Source organism: Arenibacter algicola (genome assembly GCF_000733925.1).
GTDB classification, from domain to species: domain Bacteria; phylum Bacteroidota; class Bacteroidia; order Flavobacteriales; family Flavobacteriaceae; genus Arenibacter; species Arenibacter algicola.
In genome coordinates, this window is the sequence record NZ_JPOO01000001.1 from 1,022,822 (window position 1) to 1,035,820 (window position 12,999).

11 protein-coding genes are annotated in these 12,999 nt (G+C 40.8%); 3 read left to right on the plus strand and 8 right to left on the minus strand.

The window, feature by feature from the left end; genetic code table 11:
* Nucleotides 1–10 precede the first annotated feature (10 nt).
* A complete protein-coding gene (locus tag U735_RS0104390; protein ID WP_031442661.1) occupies nt 11–805 on the minus strand; it encodes a gluconate 5-dehydrogenase in 795 nt (264 codons plus the stop codon).
* Between the two features lie 18 nt (nt 806–823).
* Nucleotides 824–1,666 carry a 5-dehydro-4-deoxy-D-glucuronate isomerase gene (gene kduI / locus U735_RS0104395; RefSeq protein WP_031442662.1) on the minus strand — a complete coding sequence of 281 codons (843 nt, stop codon included), beginning with the start codon at nt 1,664–1,666 and terminating at the stop codon, nt 824–826.
* Nucleotides 1,667–1,790: 124 nt separating this feature from the next.
* Between kduI and U735_RS0104400 the strand changes: the two genes are divergently transcribed.
* Nucleotides 1,791–2,840 (plus strand): LacI family DNA-binding transcriptional regulator, encoded by a 1,050-nt coding sequence (locus U735_RS0104400; RefSeq protein ID WP_232233172.1) that lies wholly within the window; start codon nt 1,791–1,793, stop codon nt 2,838–2,840.
* A 12-nt stretch (nt 2,841–2,852) separates the two neighbouring features.
* Nucleotides 2,853–4,082 (plus strand): glycoside hydrolase family protein, encoded by a 1,230-nt coding sequence (locus U735_RS0104405; RefSeq protein WP_034248012.1) that lies wholly within the window; start codon nt 2,853–2,855, stop codon nt 4,080–4,082.
* 86 nt (nt 4,083–4,168) lie between these two features.
* Here U735_RS0104405 and U735_RS0104410 read toward each other — a convergent pair whose 3' ends face one another.
* From U735_RS0104410 to U735_RS0104420, 3 genes are all read right to left on the minus strand, one after another.
* Nucleotides 4,169–5,161 carry a YpdA family putative bacillithiol disulfide reductase gene (locus tag U735_RS0104410; RefSeq protein ID WP_031442665.1) on the minus strand — a complete coding sequence of 331 codons (993 nt, stop codon included), beginning with the start codon at nt 5,159–5,161 and terminating at the stop codon, nt 4,169–4,171.
* Complete coding sequence (gene rpe, locus U735_RS0104415) at nt 5,161–5,820, minus strand: ribulose-phosphate 3-epimerase (RefSeq protein WP_031442666.1); 660 nt, start codon at nt 5,818–5,820, stop codon at nt 5,161–5,163. Before rpe ends, U735_RS0104410 begins: the two co-directional genes overlap by 1 nt.
* 101 nt (nt 5,821–5,921) lie before the next feature.
* Nucleotides 5,922–7,157, minus strand: coding sequence for a DEAD/DEAH box helicase (locus tag U735_RS0104420; protein ID WP_031442667.1), 1,236 nt, complete (start codon nt 7,155–7,157; stop codon nt 5,922–5,924).
* A gap of 702 nt (nt 7,158–7,859) precedes the next feature.
* Here U735_RS0104420 and U735_RS0104425 point away from each other — a divergent pair.
* Nucleotides 7,860–8,834: an NmrA/HSCARG family protein gene (locus tag U735_RS0104425; protein ID WP_031442668.1), complete on the plus strand. Its 975-nt coding sequence runs from the start codon at nt 7,860–7,862 to the stop codon at nt 8,832–8,834.
* A 122-nt stretch (nt 8,835–8,956) separates the two neighbouring features.
* On the opposite strand, the gene U735_RS0104430 is transcribed toward U735_RS0104425, so the two are convergent.
* From U735_RS0104430 to U735_RS0104440, 3 genes are all read right to left on the minus strand, one after another.
* On the minus strand, nt 8,957–9,250 hold the full coding sequence (locus tag U735_RS0104430) for a hypothetical protein (protein WP_093978580.1): 294 nt from the start codon (nt 9,248–9,250) through the stop codon (nt 8,957–8,959).
* 292 nt (nt 9,251–9,542) lie between these two features.
* A complete protein-coding gene (locus U735_RS0104435) occupies nt 9,543–11,744 on the minus strand; it encodes a B12-binding domain-containing radical SAM protein (protein WP_031442670.1) in 2,202 nt (733 codons plus the stop codon).
* 276 nt (nt 11,745–12,020) lie between these two features.
* On the minus strand, nt 12,021–12,884 hold the full coding sequence (locus U735_RS0104440) for a sigma-70 family RNA polymerase sigma factor (protein WP_031442671.1): 864 nt from the start codon (nt 12,882–12,884) through the stop codon (nt 12,021–12,023).
* Nucleotides 12,885–12,999: the final 115 nt, after the last annotated feature.

Sequence of the window (12,999 nt, forward strand, 5' to 3'; positions counted from 1 at the left end):
AACCGCTTTTTTAATTTTCATTGGCTGGTTTTCCAATGGTGGCCAATATGCCTCCATCCACATAAACTATTTGTCCGTTTACGAAATTGCTGGCCTTGGAACTTAGGAATATGGCCGCTCCTTGTAGGTCATCCGGGTCTCCCCATTTACCTGCAGGGGTTCTGCCCACTATAAAATCATTGAAGGGATGCCCGTCTACCCTTATAGGGGCGGTCTGTGCAGTGGCGAAATAACCTGGTCCAATACCATTGACCTGGATATTGTGTTTGGCCCATTCGGTAGCCATGTTCCGGGTAAGCATTTTTAATCCTCCTTTAGCAGCTGCATATGCGCCTACGGTGTTTCTGCCCAATTCGCTCATCATGGAACAAATGTTGATGATCTTGCCTTCCTTTCTGGAAATCATGCCCTTAACCACATGTTTGGATACTATAAACGGACTCACCAAATCAACTTTTACTACTGCTTCAAAATCGGCGACCTCCATTTCCTCCAAGGGAATTCTTTTGATAATCCCGGCATTGTTTACCAATATATCTATATGCCCTACCTCTTTTTCAATTTTGGAAATATTTTCCATGACCTTGGCTTCATTGGTTACATCAAAGAGGTAGCCATGGGCGTTTAGCCCCAAAGCTTTGTATTCGGCAACGGCATTGTCCAATTTTTCTTGGGAGGAAGCCCCATTAATTACCAAGGTGGCACCGGCATTGCCCAGGCCAATGGCCATGGCTTTTCCAAGACCGTGTGTAGCCCCCGTAATCAGGGCTGTTTTTCCTGTTAAATCAAATAGATTCAATGACATATTTGTGTTTTCTAAGAGTTATTTTAAGTCTTTTATTTTGCAGTGGTCCATATCGCCATAATCCAGGTTTTCGCCTGCCATTCCCCAGATAAAGGTATAATTGCTGGTTCCGGATCCGGAGTGTATGGACCACGGTGGGGAGATTACCGCTTCATTGTTGGCCATCCAGATATGCCTAGTTTCTTGAGGTTGACCCATAAAATGGCAAACGGCCTGCTCTTCGGGAACCTCAAAATAGAAATAGACTTCCATTCTTCTGTCGTGTACATGTGCTGGCATAGTATTCCAAACACTGCCCGGTTTTAATTCTGTCATTCCCATCTGAACCTGACAGGTCTCTACCAGACTGTTTACGATCAATTTTCTGATGGTTCTGGCATTGGCCGTTTCCATAGATCCCATTTCCACGATCTCTGCATTGGCCCTACTTATTTTTTTGGTAGGGAATACCTTGTGGGCAGGGGTGGAATTCAAATAAAATTTGGCAGGCTTATCGGCACTGTCACTGCTGAAGCTTACCTCCTTGTTTTCCTTGCCAATATACAGGGCCTCTTTATAGTCCAAATCATATTTCTGACCATTAACGGTTACAGAACCAGCTCCCCCGACATTGATGATGCCGATCTCCCTTCGCTCCAAAAAATAATCCGATTTTAATGGGTCTATAGTGGCTAGTTTTAAAGGGGTTTTAAGGGGCACGGCCCCTCCAACGATATATCTGTCAAAATGGGTGTATACCAAATTGATGGTATCCGCTTCCATTAAGTTTTGGATTAGGAATTCCTTTCTCAGTCCTTCTGTGGTCAATGCTTTGGTCTCCTTGGGAGAGCAGGCATATCTAACCTCGTAATTGTTTTTCATGATTATAAATATCTAATTATTAGTGTCTTAAATAGTGGTTGTTATAGAAGTGTTTCTATAGTTGTTCGTAAATATATTAAAAATTTATCAAAATACAATCGATTGTATTTGTAAATATCTATCTTTGATAAAGTCAAGATACCCATTATTTGTGGAAAATAAAACAACTATACACGATATTGCCAAGGCTTTGAAGGTAGATGCCTCTACCGTTTCAAGGGCGTTGAACAATAGCCCAAGGGTGAGCCAGAAGACCAAGGATAGGATAACGGCCAAGGCAAATGAATTGGGCTATCAACGCAATTTACTGGCTTCAAATCTTCGTAAAAGCGTAACCAATACCATTGGGGTAATTGTGCCAAGAATATCCCGTCACTTCTTTTCATCCGTAATTTCGGGTATAGAGGAAACCGCCTATGATGCTGGCTATAATGTAATTATTTGTCAATCCTTGGAACAGTTGAAACGGGAACGCAAACTTGTAGAGACCCTTTTGGCCAATAGGGTAGACGGGGTATTGTTATCCGTATCCATGGAAACGGATAAATTCGACCATTTGTTGAACATGAAGAACAATGGTACCCCATTTCTATTTTTTGACAGGCATTGTGAGATTGAGGGTATCAGCAGTGTACTGATCGATGACTTTCAAGGTGGGTTCGATGCCACGGAGCATTTAATTTTAAACGGATGCAAAAATATAGGGCATTTTTCGGGGCCCCAAGAATTGGCCATTTACAGGAATAGGACTGCTGGGTATAGAAAGGCCTTGGAAAAATATAAAATTCCATTTAGACCGGAACTGCTAATACGTTCCAGTCTCATGGAAAATGATGGGGCAGAAGGAGCAAAAACCTTACTTTCCTTGCCCTACAAGGTAGATGGGTTGTTTTCTGCCAATGATATTGCTGCCATAGGTGCCATGAAATATTTTAAGAATGAAGGCGTAAAAGTACCGGATGAGATAGCTATTGTAGGGTTCAGTAACGAGCCCGTTTCCGGGATAATAGATCCCTCCTTGACCACTGTTGATCAGCCGGGTTTTCAAATTGGGCAAATAGCCACAAAGTTATTGTTGGATGAAATAAGCAAGGCACCCAATGTCAATACCACCATGGCCAAAACAACAATTTTAAAGTCTTCTTTAATTGAACGTGATTCCTCAAAAAAATAAAATAATAATCCAATGAAACTAATTCTCGTCTCTTTTCTTATCTGTTTGGCAAGCTGCAAAAGTTTAACAAAGAACAAAAATTCTGTAGTCGATAATATGGCCGTGGCCAATATAGTTTCCTTTGACCTTGAAAGTGAAATTAATAACTGTGAAGCACAATTAAACAAATCGGTCCCCAAGCTTACGGATCTCACCAAACACCCAAGATTGATCGAAACCAATGCAACCGAATGGAAGGAAATTCCCAACGGTCGATTGGTCTGGACCTCCGGATTTTATCCAGGAATCCTATGGTATATGTACGACCTTACCAAGGACGATAAATGGAAAAGGGAAGCCATAAAAAGAACGGAGGTCTTTGAGAGTTTTAAAACGATTAACGAACATCATGATATTGGGTTTATGATGTTTCCGGCCTATGGTAATGGCTATTTGTTTGGAGACAAAATGGAGTATAAGGACGTTCTTCTAACTTCTGCCAAATCCTTGGCCAGCAGGTATAATCCAAAGGTGGGAACTATTAGGTCCTGGTCCAATAAAATGCACCCGCGTTGGCAACAGCATATTACCATAATCGACAATATGTTGAATTTGGAGCTTTTGTTCTGGGCATCCAAAATTGGGGGCGATCAAAATTATTATGATATTGCCGTAAAACATGCAGAAACCACTATGGCCAATCATTTTAGGCCAGATTACACTTCATGGCATGTTATTGAATATGACAGTATCTCGGGAGATGTACTTAACAGGCATACCAAACAAGGCTACGCCGATGATAGTAGATGGTCCCGCGGACAGGCATGGGGGATATATGGTTACACCATGGTGTACAGGGAGACGGGAGATAAAAAATTCTTGGATTTTGCCGTAAAACTCACGGATAAATATCTGGAGCTACTTCCTGAGGATTATATTCCCCATTGGGATTTTGATGTGCCCAATAAAGAAAAAGAGGAGAGGGATGCCTCTGCAGCAGCTGTTGTGGCTTCCGGTCTTTTGGAGTTAAGTACTTTGGTGGAGGATAGAAACAAACAGCAACAATATTACGATGCAGCCCTGCGGATGCTGGAATCTTTAAGTTCCGATGAATATTCAGGAGTAGGGAAGGCCGATTCCTTTTTATTGCATTCAACTGGAGCTAAATCCTTGGGACATGAAATTGATGTGGCCCTGATCTATGCAGATTACTATTATATTGAGGCTTTAGCCAGACTAAAGAGAATGGGGCAGTCCAATTAACACATTTATGACCACAAGAAGGGGAGGGCCAATTTGATACATTTGGGCCTTCCTTTTTTTATGTGGACATGCCAAGCTTGTTAAACTTACTTGTCCTGATAGGAATTGACGGATTTGTTTTTCTTTACAATATCGTCCATGATCATATGGGCATGTATCCTAGAGTTTTCTATAAACCATTTATGGGTTTCCATTCCGCCGCAAATTACTCCGGCCAAATATAAATTATCAATATTGGTTTCCATGGTTTCAGGATCGTACTGGGGAAGTCTTTTCTCGTCATCGGACAATTGGATGCCTATTTTTTCCAAGAATTCAAAATTGGGCATGTACCCGGTCAGGGCAAGTACATAATCATTCTTTAAGCTTGTGGTTCCAGAGGGAGAATTAAGGATAATTTCATCTTCCTTAATTTCCTTAACTGTACTATTGTAAAAGACTTTTATGCTGCCTTCCTCAATTCTATTTATAATATCGGGCCTTACCCAATATTTTACACGTTGGCCAACTTCCGGCCCCCTAATGATCAAGGATACATCGGCCCCTTTTCTATAACATTCCAAAGCAGCGTCTATGGCCGAATTACTGGCCCCAATGACCGCTACTTTCTGACTGGAGTAAAAGTGGGGGTCCTTGTAGTAATGGGAGACTTTTTTTAAATCTTCTCCGGGTACGTTCATTCTGTTCGGAATATCGTAGAATCCTGTGGCAATGATTACATTGGTGGAGGTATAGGTATTCTTATCGGAGACAATGTTGAAGTGCCCATCAATTTTTGAAATGGAGTTTACTTTTTCAAAAAGGGAAATATTCAAATGATTGGAGGTCACTATACGTCTATAATATTCCAGTGCCTCATTTCTTTTAGGTTTCGCCTCTATGCTAATAAAAGGAATTTCATCGATTTCCAATTTTTCGGAAGATGAAAAGAACTGCATGTTCAAGGGATAATTATAGAGCGAATTAACAATACATCCCTTTTCAAGAATTATATAGGACAATCCCTTTTTTTGGGCTTCCAAGCCACAGGCAATACCTATAGGCCCTCCTCCAACAATTACTATATCCCAAATCTTCATTATCCTATTATTTTTTTGAGTTCCTTTATGGTCTTGGTCGGATTATCACTCTTAAATATAAAACTACCTGCCACTAAAATATCCGCCCCTGCATCAATTAATTGCTTGGCATTTTCAGAGGTAACTCCGCCATCGACCTCAATAAGTGTATGGGCACTTTTCCTATTAATGAGTTCTTTTAGCGCCTTTATTTTTTCATAGGTGTTTTCAATAAACGACTGTCCCCCAAATCCTGGATTCACACTCATAACACAAATTAGATCAATATCATTTATGGTATCCTCCAACAAATTAATGTTCGTATGCGGGTTTAATGCCACACCAGCTGCCATTCCTTCGGCTTTTATGGCTTGTAGCGTTCTGTGTAAATGTGGACAGGCTTCGTAATGGACGGTTAGGTTATTGGCACCCAATTCGGCAAAGGTTTTAATATAGCGGTCCGGATCCACGATCATTAGATGAACGTCCAATGTTTTTGTGGCATGGGCCGCAATTGCTTTTAGGACTGGCATTCCAAAAGAGATGTTTGGTACAAAAACACCATCCATAATATCAATGTGGTGCCAATCGGCCTCACTGTGGTTTACCATTTCAATATCGAGCTGTAGATTGGCAAAATCGGCGGCCAAGAGGGAAGGGGCAATAATCTTTTTGTCCATTATTATTTACAATAAGTGTTTGTACAAAGGTAGTGAATTGATATTTTTACAGGGCATGCTCCGCAAGCTTATGAACTTTGTTCAACTCTTAACCATCCCGATCAATACCAACGCTTTTTTTTCTTTTTGGAGGCAACGGACTTCCGGCCTTTTTTATGTTTGCTACCTTGTTTTTTATGTACTTGCGGTTTGGCCTTGGGATCTAAGGGATACGGATGGTCCTCAACAACCTCGATGTGTTTTTGCATCAGTTTTTGAATAGTGGACAAATACCCTTTTTCATCCGCGGAACAAAAGGCATAGGATGTCCCTGTATTTCCGGCTCTTCCGGTCCTTCCTATACGGTGCACATAGGTTTCCGGTACATTGGGCAGGTCAAAGTTGATAACGGCGTCCAGCTCGTCTATATCCAACCCACGGGCAGCAACATCAGTGGCCACCAGAATGTTCGTTACTCCCTGCTTAAATTTCCCCAATGCTGCTTGGCGCTCGTCCTGCGACTTGTCTCCGTGCAGGCTATCAACCTTGAAATTGTTGTTGCGGAGGGTTTTTTCCAGTTTGTCCACTCCGTATTTGGTACGCCTAAAAATTAGGATATTGCCCTTTATGGTATTTCTTAGCAGGTAAAGGCAGAGTTCTATTTTATTGGGCTTTGGCGTGTAATACAACAACTGATGAACTGTGGCCGCAGCCGAGGAGGTTGGGGTAACGGCTACTTTCTTGGGGTCTTTTAAAATGGTATCTGCCAATTGCACTACTTTAAAAGGCATAGTGGCAGAAAAAAGGAGTGTCTGTTTTTCACTGGGGCATAGACGCTCTATTTTTTTAACGTCATCTATGAATCCCATATCCAACATCAGATCGGCCTCGTCCAGCACCAATGTTTCCACATAGTCCAAATTCACCATATCCTGTTTGTGAAGGTCCAATAACCTGCCAGGGGTGGCCACCAGGATATCCACTCCCTTTCTTAGAGTGGCTATTTGCGGTTCTATCTTTGTGCCACCATAAATAACTGCTGAGGTTAAATGGGTGTATTTGCCATAGTCCGAAAAACTCTCATGAATCTGCGATGCTAATTCACGGGTTGGACTTATAATCAATGCTTTAATTTTTCTGCCTTTTTCCGAAGTTTCCTGCTTGTCAAATAAGAGCTGCAGTATGGGAAGTGCAAAAGCGGCCGTTTTTCCTGTTCCTGTTTCGGCAGAGGCTATAATGTCGTTTTTCTGTAAAACCAAGGGGATGGCAATTTCCTGAATGGCAGTTGGGTCGTCATAATTTTTTTCTGCGACTGCTCTTAAAAGATGTTTATTTAGCTTTAATTCTTTAAAATTCATAGGGATACCATTTTTTTGCCGGAAATTTTTACAAAGGTACGGTAAATTCGGGCGTAACCAGAGGTGTAGTGTTCATAACGGGTTATCTGTTGTAAGATTCAATAAATCAGTTATATAGGAAAGTAGATTTTTAAGAATTTGTCATATAAAAAAGTTTAAAATTGGCTTAATCTTAACGCCCCGATTTTAAATATAATTCCAATATTCATTAAATTAGGGCTGCTTTAGTTTTATCCATTGCCCAACTTGAGCATTGGATCGTATTTTAAAATGGTCTTCCGAAAATGCCATTTGTCAAATTGGTTGTTTTGGAATGACAGAAATTTCCCCCTTGTTAGTATATTTTTATTAGTGAAACTCAATTTTGAGAAGTCAATAAGACGCACTGAAAATTGTAAGTTGAACTAATCCCGCCTTTTTCGGCGGGATCTAGGTTCAATACCTCGACCCTTGGGTCGATTCCTTTTAGTGGGTTCAGGGCCTGCCTTTGTCGGCAGACAGGCTTGCCCTGAGGTTTAATACCTTTTATTGTTGGCGATTAGAATTATCACAGTATTGATACGGAAAGAATTGTAATACTGTGATTGATGACAAATTCAAAAGTCCATTGGAATTATTTTTCGGATAATCCAGGACGCGAAAATTGTAATTCGCTTCTAGATATACTTCAATAGGATCGATTAATCTAAAATGTTATTTATTATGGAAAATAGAAAAATTATAGCTGTTGTAGGGTCCACTGGGGCCCAAGGAGGAGGATTGGTCCGCTCAATCCTAAATGAAGGAAAAAAGGAATTTGCGGTTAGGGCCATTACCCGAGACGCAAATTCCCCAAAAGCCAAGGAGTTAAAGCAATTGGGTGCCGAGGTGGTGCAGGCCAATGTAGACGATAAGGATAGTATTGTCAAGGCATTTAAAGGTGCTTACGGAGCTTATTGCGTAACATTTTTTTGGGAACATTTTTCACCGGAAAAAGAGATGGAGCATGCAATAAATATGGCTTTGGCGGCCAAGGAAGCGGGGTTGGAACACGTAATATGGTCAACGCTTGAGGATACCCGTAAATGGATTCCTTTAGATGATAAGCGGATGCCGACCCTGATGGAGAAGTACAAAGTTCCGCATTTTGATGCCAAGGGCGCTTCCAATGCCTACTTTGAAAAAAGTGGAGTTCCTTATACTTTGCTGTTAACATCGTTCTATTGGGACAATTTTATTTATTTTGGGCTTGGCCCCACAAGGGGAATGGACGGAAAATTGAGGATTACAATGCCAATTGGCAATGCCAAGCTTCCGGGAATTGCCGCAGAGGATATAGGTAAATCTGTCTTGGGGATCTTTAAAGCAGGAAAAAAATATCAAAATAAGACAGTGGGGATTGCTAGTGAGCAGCTTACTGGAAAACAAATGGCCGAAGCTATTACTAAAGTGATAGGGGTGGAAATCGGATTCAACGATATTGCTGCCGATGACTACAGGAAACTTGGTTTTCCCGGAGCCGATGACCTTGGGAATATGTTCCAGTTTAATAAGGAGTTCGAAGATAATTTTTGCAAATCACGGGACGTGAAATTGACAAAAGAATTAAATCCACAATTAATGTCTTTTGACACCTGGTTGTCCAAAAATAAAAGAAAATTGGAATCTGTCATTAAGGGAGAAGCCGCTACTGCTTAAGGAAGAACTATTATTTTTTGTGGAGTTTTAAAAAGAAGAAGCATTGATTTTTCAATGCTTCTTTTGCTGTAAACCGATTCACTTTTAATGTTTTTTAATGAAGTGGTTCATGAAATCTTTTCTTAATGAACTACCAAATTGCCATTGTATTCATAATGCAATGGAAAAATGCTAGGCTTTGTTTTTGGGATTTTTAATTTCTCCAAAATGGGCATAAGTGTTTTTCCAAAGGCTTCAAAACGTTCTGCCGATTCCCAGATATCAAAAATCAACATTCCATTAGGTGTTTTGGCAGCATGGTGGTGCAGCAATCCTTTGGGGCTGGTCTGACCAGCTTTTCTTATTTCATCCCAACATTGGTCAAACTGTTTTGTGGTCATGCCACGGAAATCGAATTGAACCATAACTTTTTTCATAGTATAGAATTTATTTCCTACTCGTGTGGCTTTTCGGTTACGCCCCGTTTTTTTAAGGGGTTGCTGGACTCCTCTTAGTTGTAAATAATTCCAATAAATGCAGTACTTGAAACTTAACATGAGGGGAGGTGATGGACTGTAAAAAAGGTTTGATAAGTAATTATCTTGAATTTATAATAAATTCATTATCAGTCGATTAAATTGAAATAACAACTAAAGTTACTGATTAGATTTAAGGGCAGTCTGTTAATTGTGATATCGTTAACGTAATTGTGAACGGGAATTTTTGGGTTTACAAGGTCAGTAAACCGTAATTTCTTAAAGTCTGTAAAGCTTTGGAATACCAGAACAGCTCAAAATTTTCAAACTGCAATTCAAAGTCGGTTTTAAGCTGGCCATAGGTAGATATTTTTCCATTTGCGATCAACATATTGGCTAAAGTGTCCCTTAGCCATTCCCCATGTTCGTAATCTACAGTTATGCTCATGGAGCTGGACTTGTCATGAAAAGTCATTTTACGCAGTTTCCAGCTATGTCCTTTTTTGGATTTTGTTATGGTCTCCATGAGGGGTGTGTTTCCCAACCACACTATTTTGGCATTGGGTTTGGTGTTTAGAACAGGCTCTTCGGCAAGCGCATTTTCTATATAGTTTGGTGCTATGGCGGTTTTCGGGATTTTAAAATCGAACCATTCTTGCAAGGGATGGTCTAAACAAATGCCATGCATAAAGTTAAAGAGGGATTTTTTTAATCCATAACTAAACTGCTCGTGATCAATTCCCGTGGTATCCGTGAACTGGATGTCATTATTTGCAAAAGTTATATGCTGATAGTCCGGTATAATGTGATATTTTTCGGGATTGAGACCTACTGGGCTATGGGCGGTAAGGGCAAATTGATGCCAGAATCCAGATTGTAATATCCCCAATTGAAACATTTGTCGCACCATTTCCAAACTATCTACCGTTTCTTGGACCGTCTGGGTAGGGTAGCCGTACATAAGATAACAATGGACCATAATACCCGCTTCCGTAAAATTGCGGTTTACCCTGGCTACCTGCTCCACGGTAACCCCTTTTTGGATCAACGCCAACAATCGGTCCGAAGCCACCTCCAAGCCTCCGGAAACGGCAATACAGCCCGACGCCTTTAGTAATTTGCAGAGATCCTGGCCAAAGCTCTTTTCGAACCTAATATTGGTCCACCAGCTAACGGTTAGATTTCGTTTTATGATTTCCAGTGCCAAGGCCCTCATTAAGGCTGGGGGTGCGGCTTCATCCACAAAATGAAATCCTGTTTCACCGGTTTGTGCAATGAGCTCCTCCATACGGTCTACCAATAGTTTGGCCGCAATGGGTTCGTAGATTTTTATATAGTCCAAGGAGATATCGCAAAAGGTACATTTGCCCCAATAGCAACCGTGTGCCATGGTAAGTTTGTTCCAACGGCCATCGCTCCACAAACTGTGCATCGGATTTGCAATTTCTATGACGGAGATGTACTTGTCCAGTAACAAGTCCGAATAATCCGGGGTACCTATCTCACTTTGTTTGTAATCTGATTTTGTGGAGAGATTGTTGTAAAATACTGCGTCCTCCTTTATTAGAAAGGTTCTTTTTAGAAGGGTGGTACTTTCGGTGGATCTGGATTCCAAGCAATGGGCCGTTAACAGTTCCAAAGGCAGTTCCCCGTCATCTAGCGTGATATAATCAAAGAACTTAAAAACCCTAGTATCTGTAAGGGACCTGAGTTCCGTATTGGGGAATCCCCCGCCCATACTTACTTTAATTTTGGGATAGTTTCGCTTTATAAATTGGGCACATCTAAACGCACTGTAAAGGTTGCCAGGGAAGGGAACGGAAAAACAGACCAACTTGGGCTTAACCGTAATGAGTCTCTCGGCCAAAATGTCCAAGGTCAATTGGTCTATATAGGTGATGTTATTTTGTAAATGCTGGTAGAGTTCATCAAAGGAATTGGCGCTCCTTCCCAATCGCTCTGCGTAACGACTAAAACCAAAATTTTCATCAATACATTCCACAATAAAATCGGACAGGTCTTCCAGATATAGGGTGGCCAAGTGTTTTGCCTTATCCTGATGTCCCATACTGCCAAAGGCCCATTCCAAATCATCCAATTGGTCAAATCTTACTGCCTGAGGCAAAAAGTTGGGAGTACATATTTGCCTGGCAAAGGTGGCATTATGTCCCTGTAAAAAAGAAACAACGGAATCTATGGTCTTTAAATAATCTTCCTTCAAGGCGTAAATTCTATGGCAGTTGTCCGAGCTAATGGAATTGTTGGCCTGGGCACGGTCAAAAATATCCCGGAGTCCGTCCTTGGAGAAAATTTTTAATATAACCTCAATACCTAAATCCATTTGAAAAGCACTGATGCCCTTGGTGTTTAAAAAGCCTTTTAAATAGGCCGTTGCCGGATAAGGGGTGTTCAACTGGGTAAAGGGAGGTGTTATTAAGAGGAGGTCTTTCGCCATGGAATAATTGTGTACAATGATGCAAAGATAGGGGTGTTTGGGGTAATGGGAATATTTAATTTATTTGGTATAGAATCAATTTTTCTAGAAATGGTACGGTCTTGGCCACGAATATAAATTGAAGGAACAAAAAAAACTCCGGTAATCAGCCGGAGTTTATTCATCAATCAAAAAACGAACAGTCATGATAACTGTTGTTACTGTGTACAATTTACAATTTTTGCAATAGCTTTCCTATGGGGACAAGCGATTGGGCAAAAATTTTAATTGTTTGGATTAACCAAGATATGTTTTTAGGATTTTGCTTCTTGAAGTGTGTTTTAGCCTTCTAATAGCTTTTTCCTTTATTTGACGGACCCTTTCCCTTGTAAGGTCAAAAGTCTCTCCAATTTCCTCTAAGGTCATGGAATGTTGTCCTGCCAAGCCAAAGTACAAACGAATTACATCCGCTTCCCTTGGAGTCAAGGTTTCCAAAGCTCTTTCTATTTCGGTTCTAAGCGATTCGTGCAACAATTCCCTGTCCGGATTTGGTGATTCACCACTACGCAATACATCGTAAAGGTTGGAATCTTCACCGTCTATTAAAGGAGCATCCATGGATACGTGGCGCCCGGAATTTTTAAGTGATTGTTTTACATCCTCCACGGTCATGTCCAATTCCTTGGCAATCTCTTCCGCAGAAGGTTGTCTTTCATGGGCTTGCTCCAAGAAAGCAAAGGTCTTGTTGATCTTATTGATAGACCCGATCTTGTTCAAAGGTAGTCTTACAATACGGGATTGTTCCGCCAAAGCCTGTAATATGGACTGGCGAATCCACCATACCGCATAGGATATGAATTTAAAACCACGTGTTTCATCAAAACGTTGTGCAGCTTTTATCAAGCCAAGGTTACCTTCGTTGATCAAATCCGGAAGGGTCAAACCTTGGTTTTGGTATTGCTTTGCAACGGAAACCACAAATCGTAAATTGGCCTTGGTCAATTTCTCAAGTGCACGTTGATCACCTGCCTTGATCCGTTGTGCCAATTCTACTTCTTCATCTGCCGTAATCAAATCAACCTTACCAATTTCCTGTAAGTATTTATCCAAAGAAGCAGTTTCTCTATTGGTAACCTGTTTTGTAATTTTAAGCTGTCTCATCGAAATTTTTTCTATCTAAATTATGTGCATTAAGCATAAGCTGCATTAGGTTATACGTACAAAAGTTGGAAATGTTACAATTGGTCCGTTTTATTTTGGTTTTTTAGACAAAATG

What these genes read in the sequence shown, in the direction of transcription:
- U735_RS0104390 (WP_031442661.1), bottom strand. Translation starts at nt 805, where the DNA reads ATGTCATTGAATCTATTTGATTTAACAGGAAAAACAGCCCTGATTACG.
- kduI (WP_031442662.1), bottom strand. Translation starts at nt 1,666, where the DNA reads ATGAAAAACAATTACGAGGTTAGATATGCCTGCTCTCCCAAGGAGACC.
- U735_RS0104405 (WP_034248012.1), top strand. Translation starts at nt 2,853, where the DNA reads ATGAAACTAATTCTCGTCTCTTTTCTTATCTGTTTGGCAAGCTGCAAA.
- U735_RS0104410 (WP_031442665.1), bottom strand. Translation starts at nt 5,161, where the DNA reads ATGAAGATTTGGGATATAGTAATTGTTGGAGGAGGGCCTATAGGTATT.
- rpe (WP_031442666.1), bottom strand. Translation starts at nt 5,820, where the DNA reads ATGGACAAAAAGATTATTGCCCCTTCCCTCTTGGCCGCCGATTTTGCC.
- U735_RS0104420 (WP_031442667.1), bottom strand. Translation starts at nt 7,157, where the DNA reads ATGAATTTTAAAGAATTAAAGCTAAATAAACATCTTTTAAGAGCAGTC.
- U735_RS0104425 (WP_031442668.1), top strand. Translation starts at nt 7,860, where the DNA reads ATGGAAAATAGAAAAATTATAGCTGTTGTAGGGTCCACTGGGGCCCAA.
- U735_RS0104430 (WP_093978580.1), bottom strand. Translation starts at nt 9,250, where the DNA reads ATGAAAAAAGTTATGGTTCAATTCGATTTCCGTGGCATGACCACAAAA.
- U735_RS0104435 (WP_031442670.1), bottom strand. Translation starts at nt 11,744, where the DNA reads ATGGCGAAAGACCTCCTCTTAATAACACCTCCCTTTACCCAGTTGAAC.
- U735_RS0104440 (WP_031442671.1), bottom strand. Translation starts at nt 12,884, where the DNA reads ATGAGACAGCTTAAAATTACAAAACAGGTTACCAATAGAGAAACTGCT.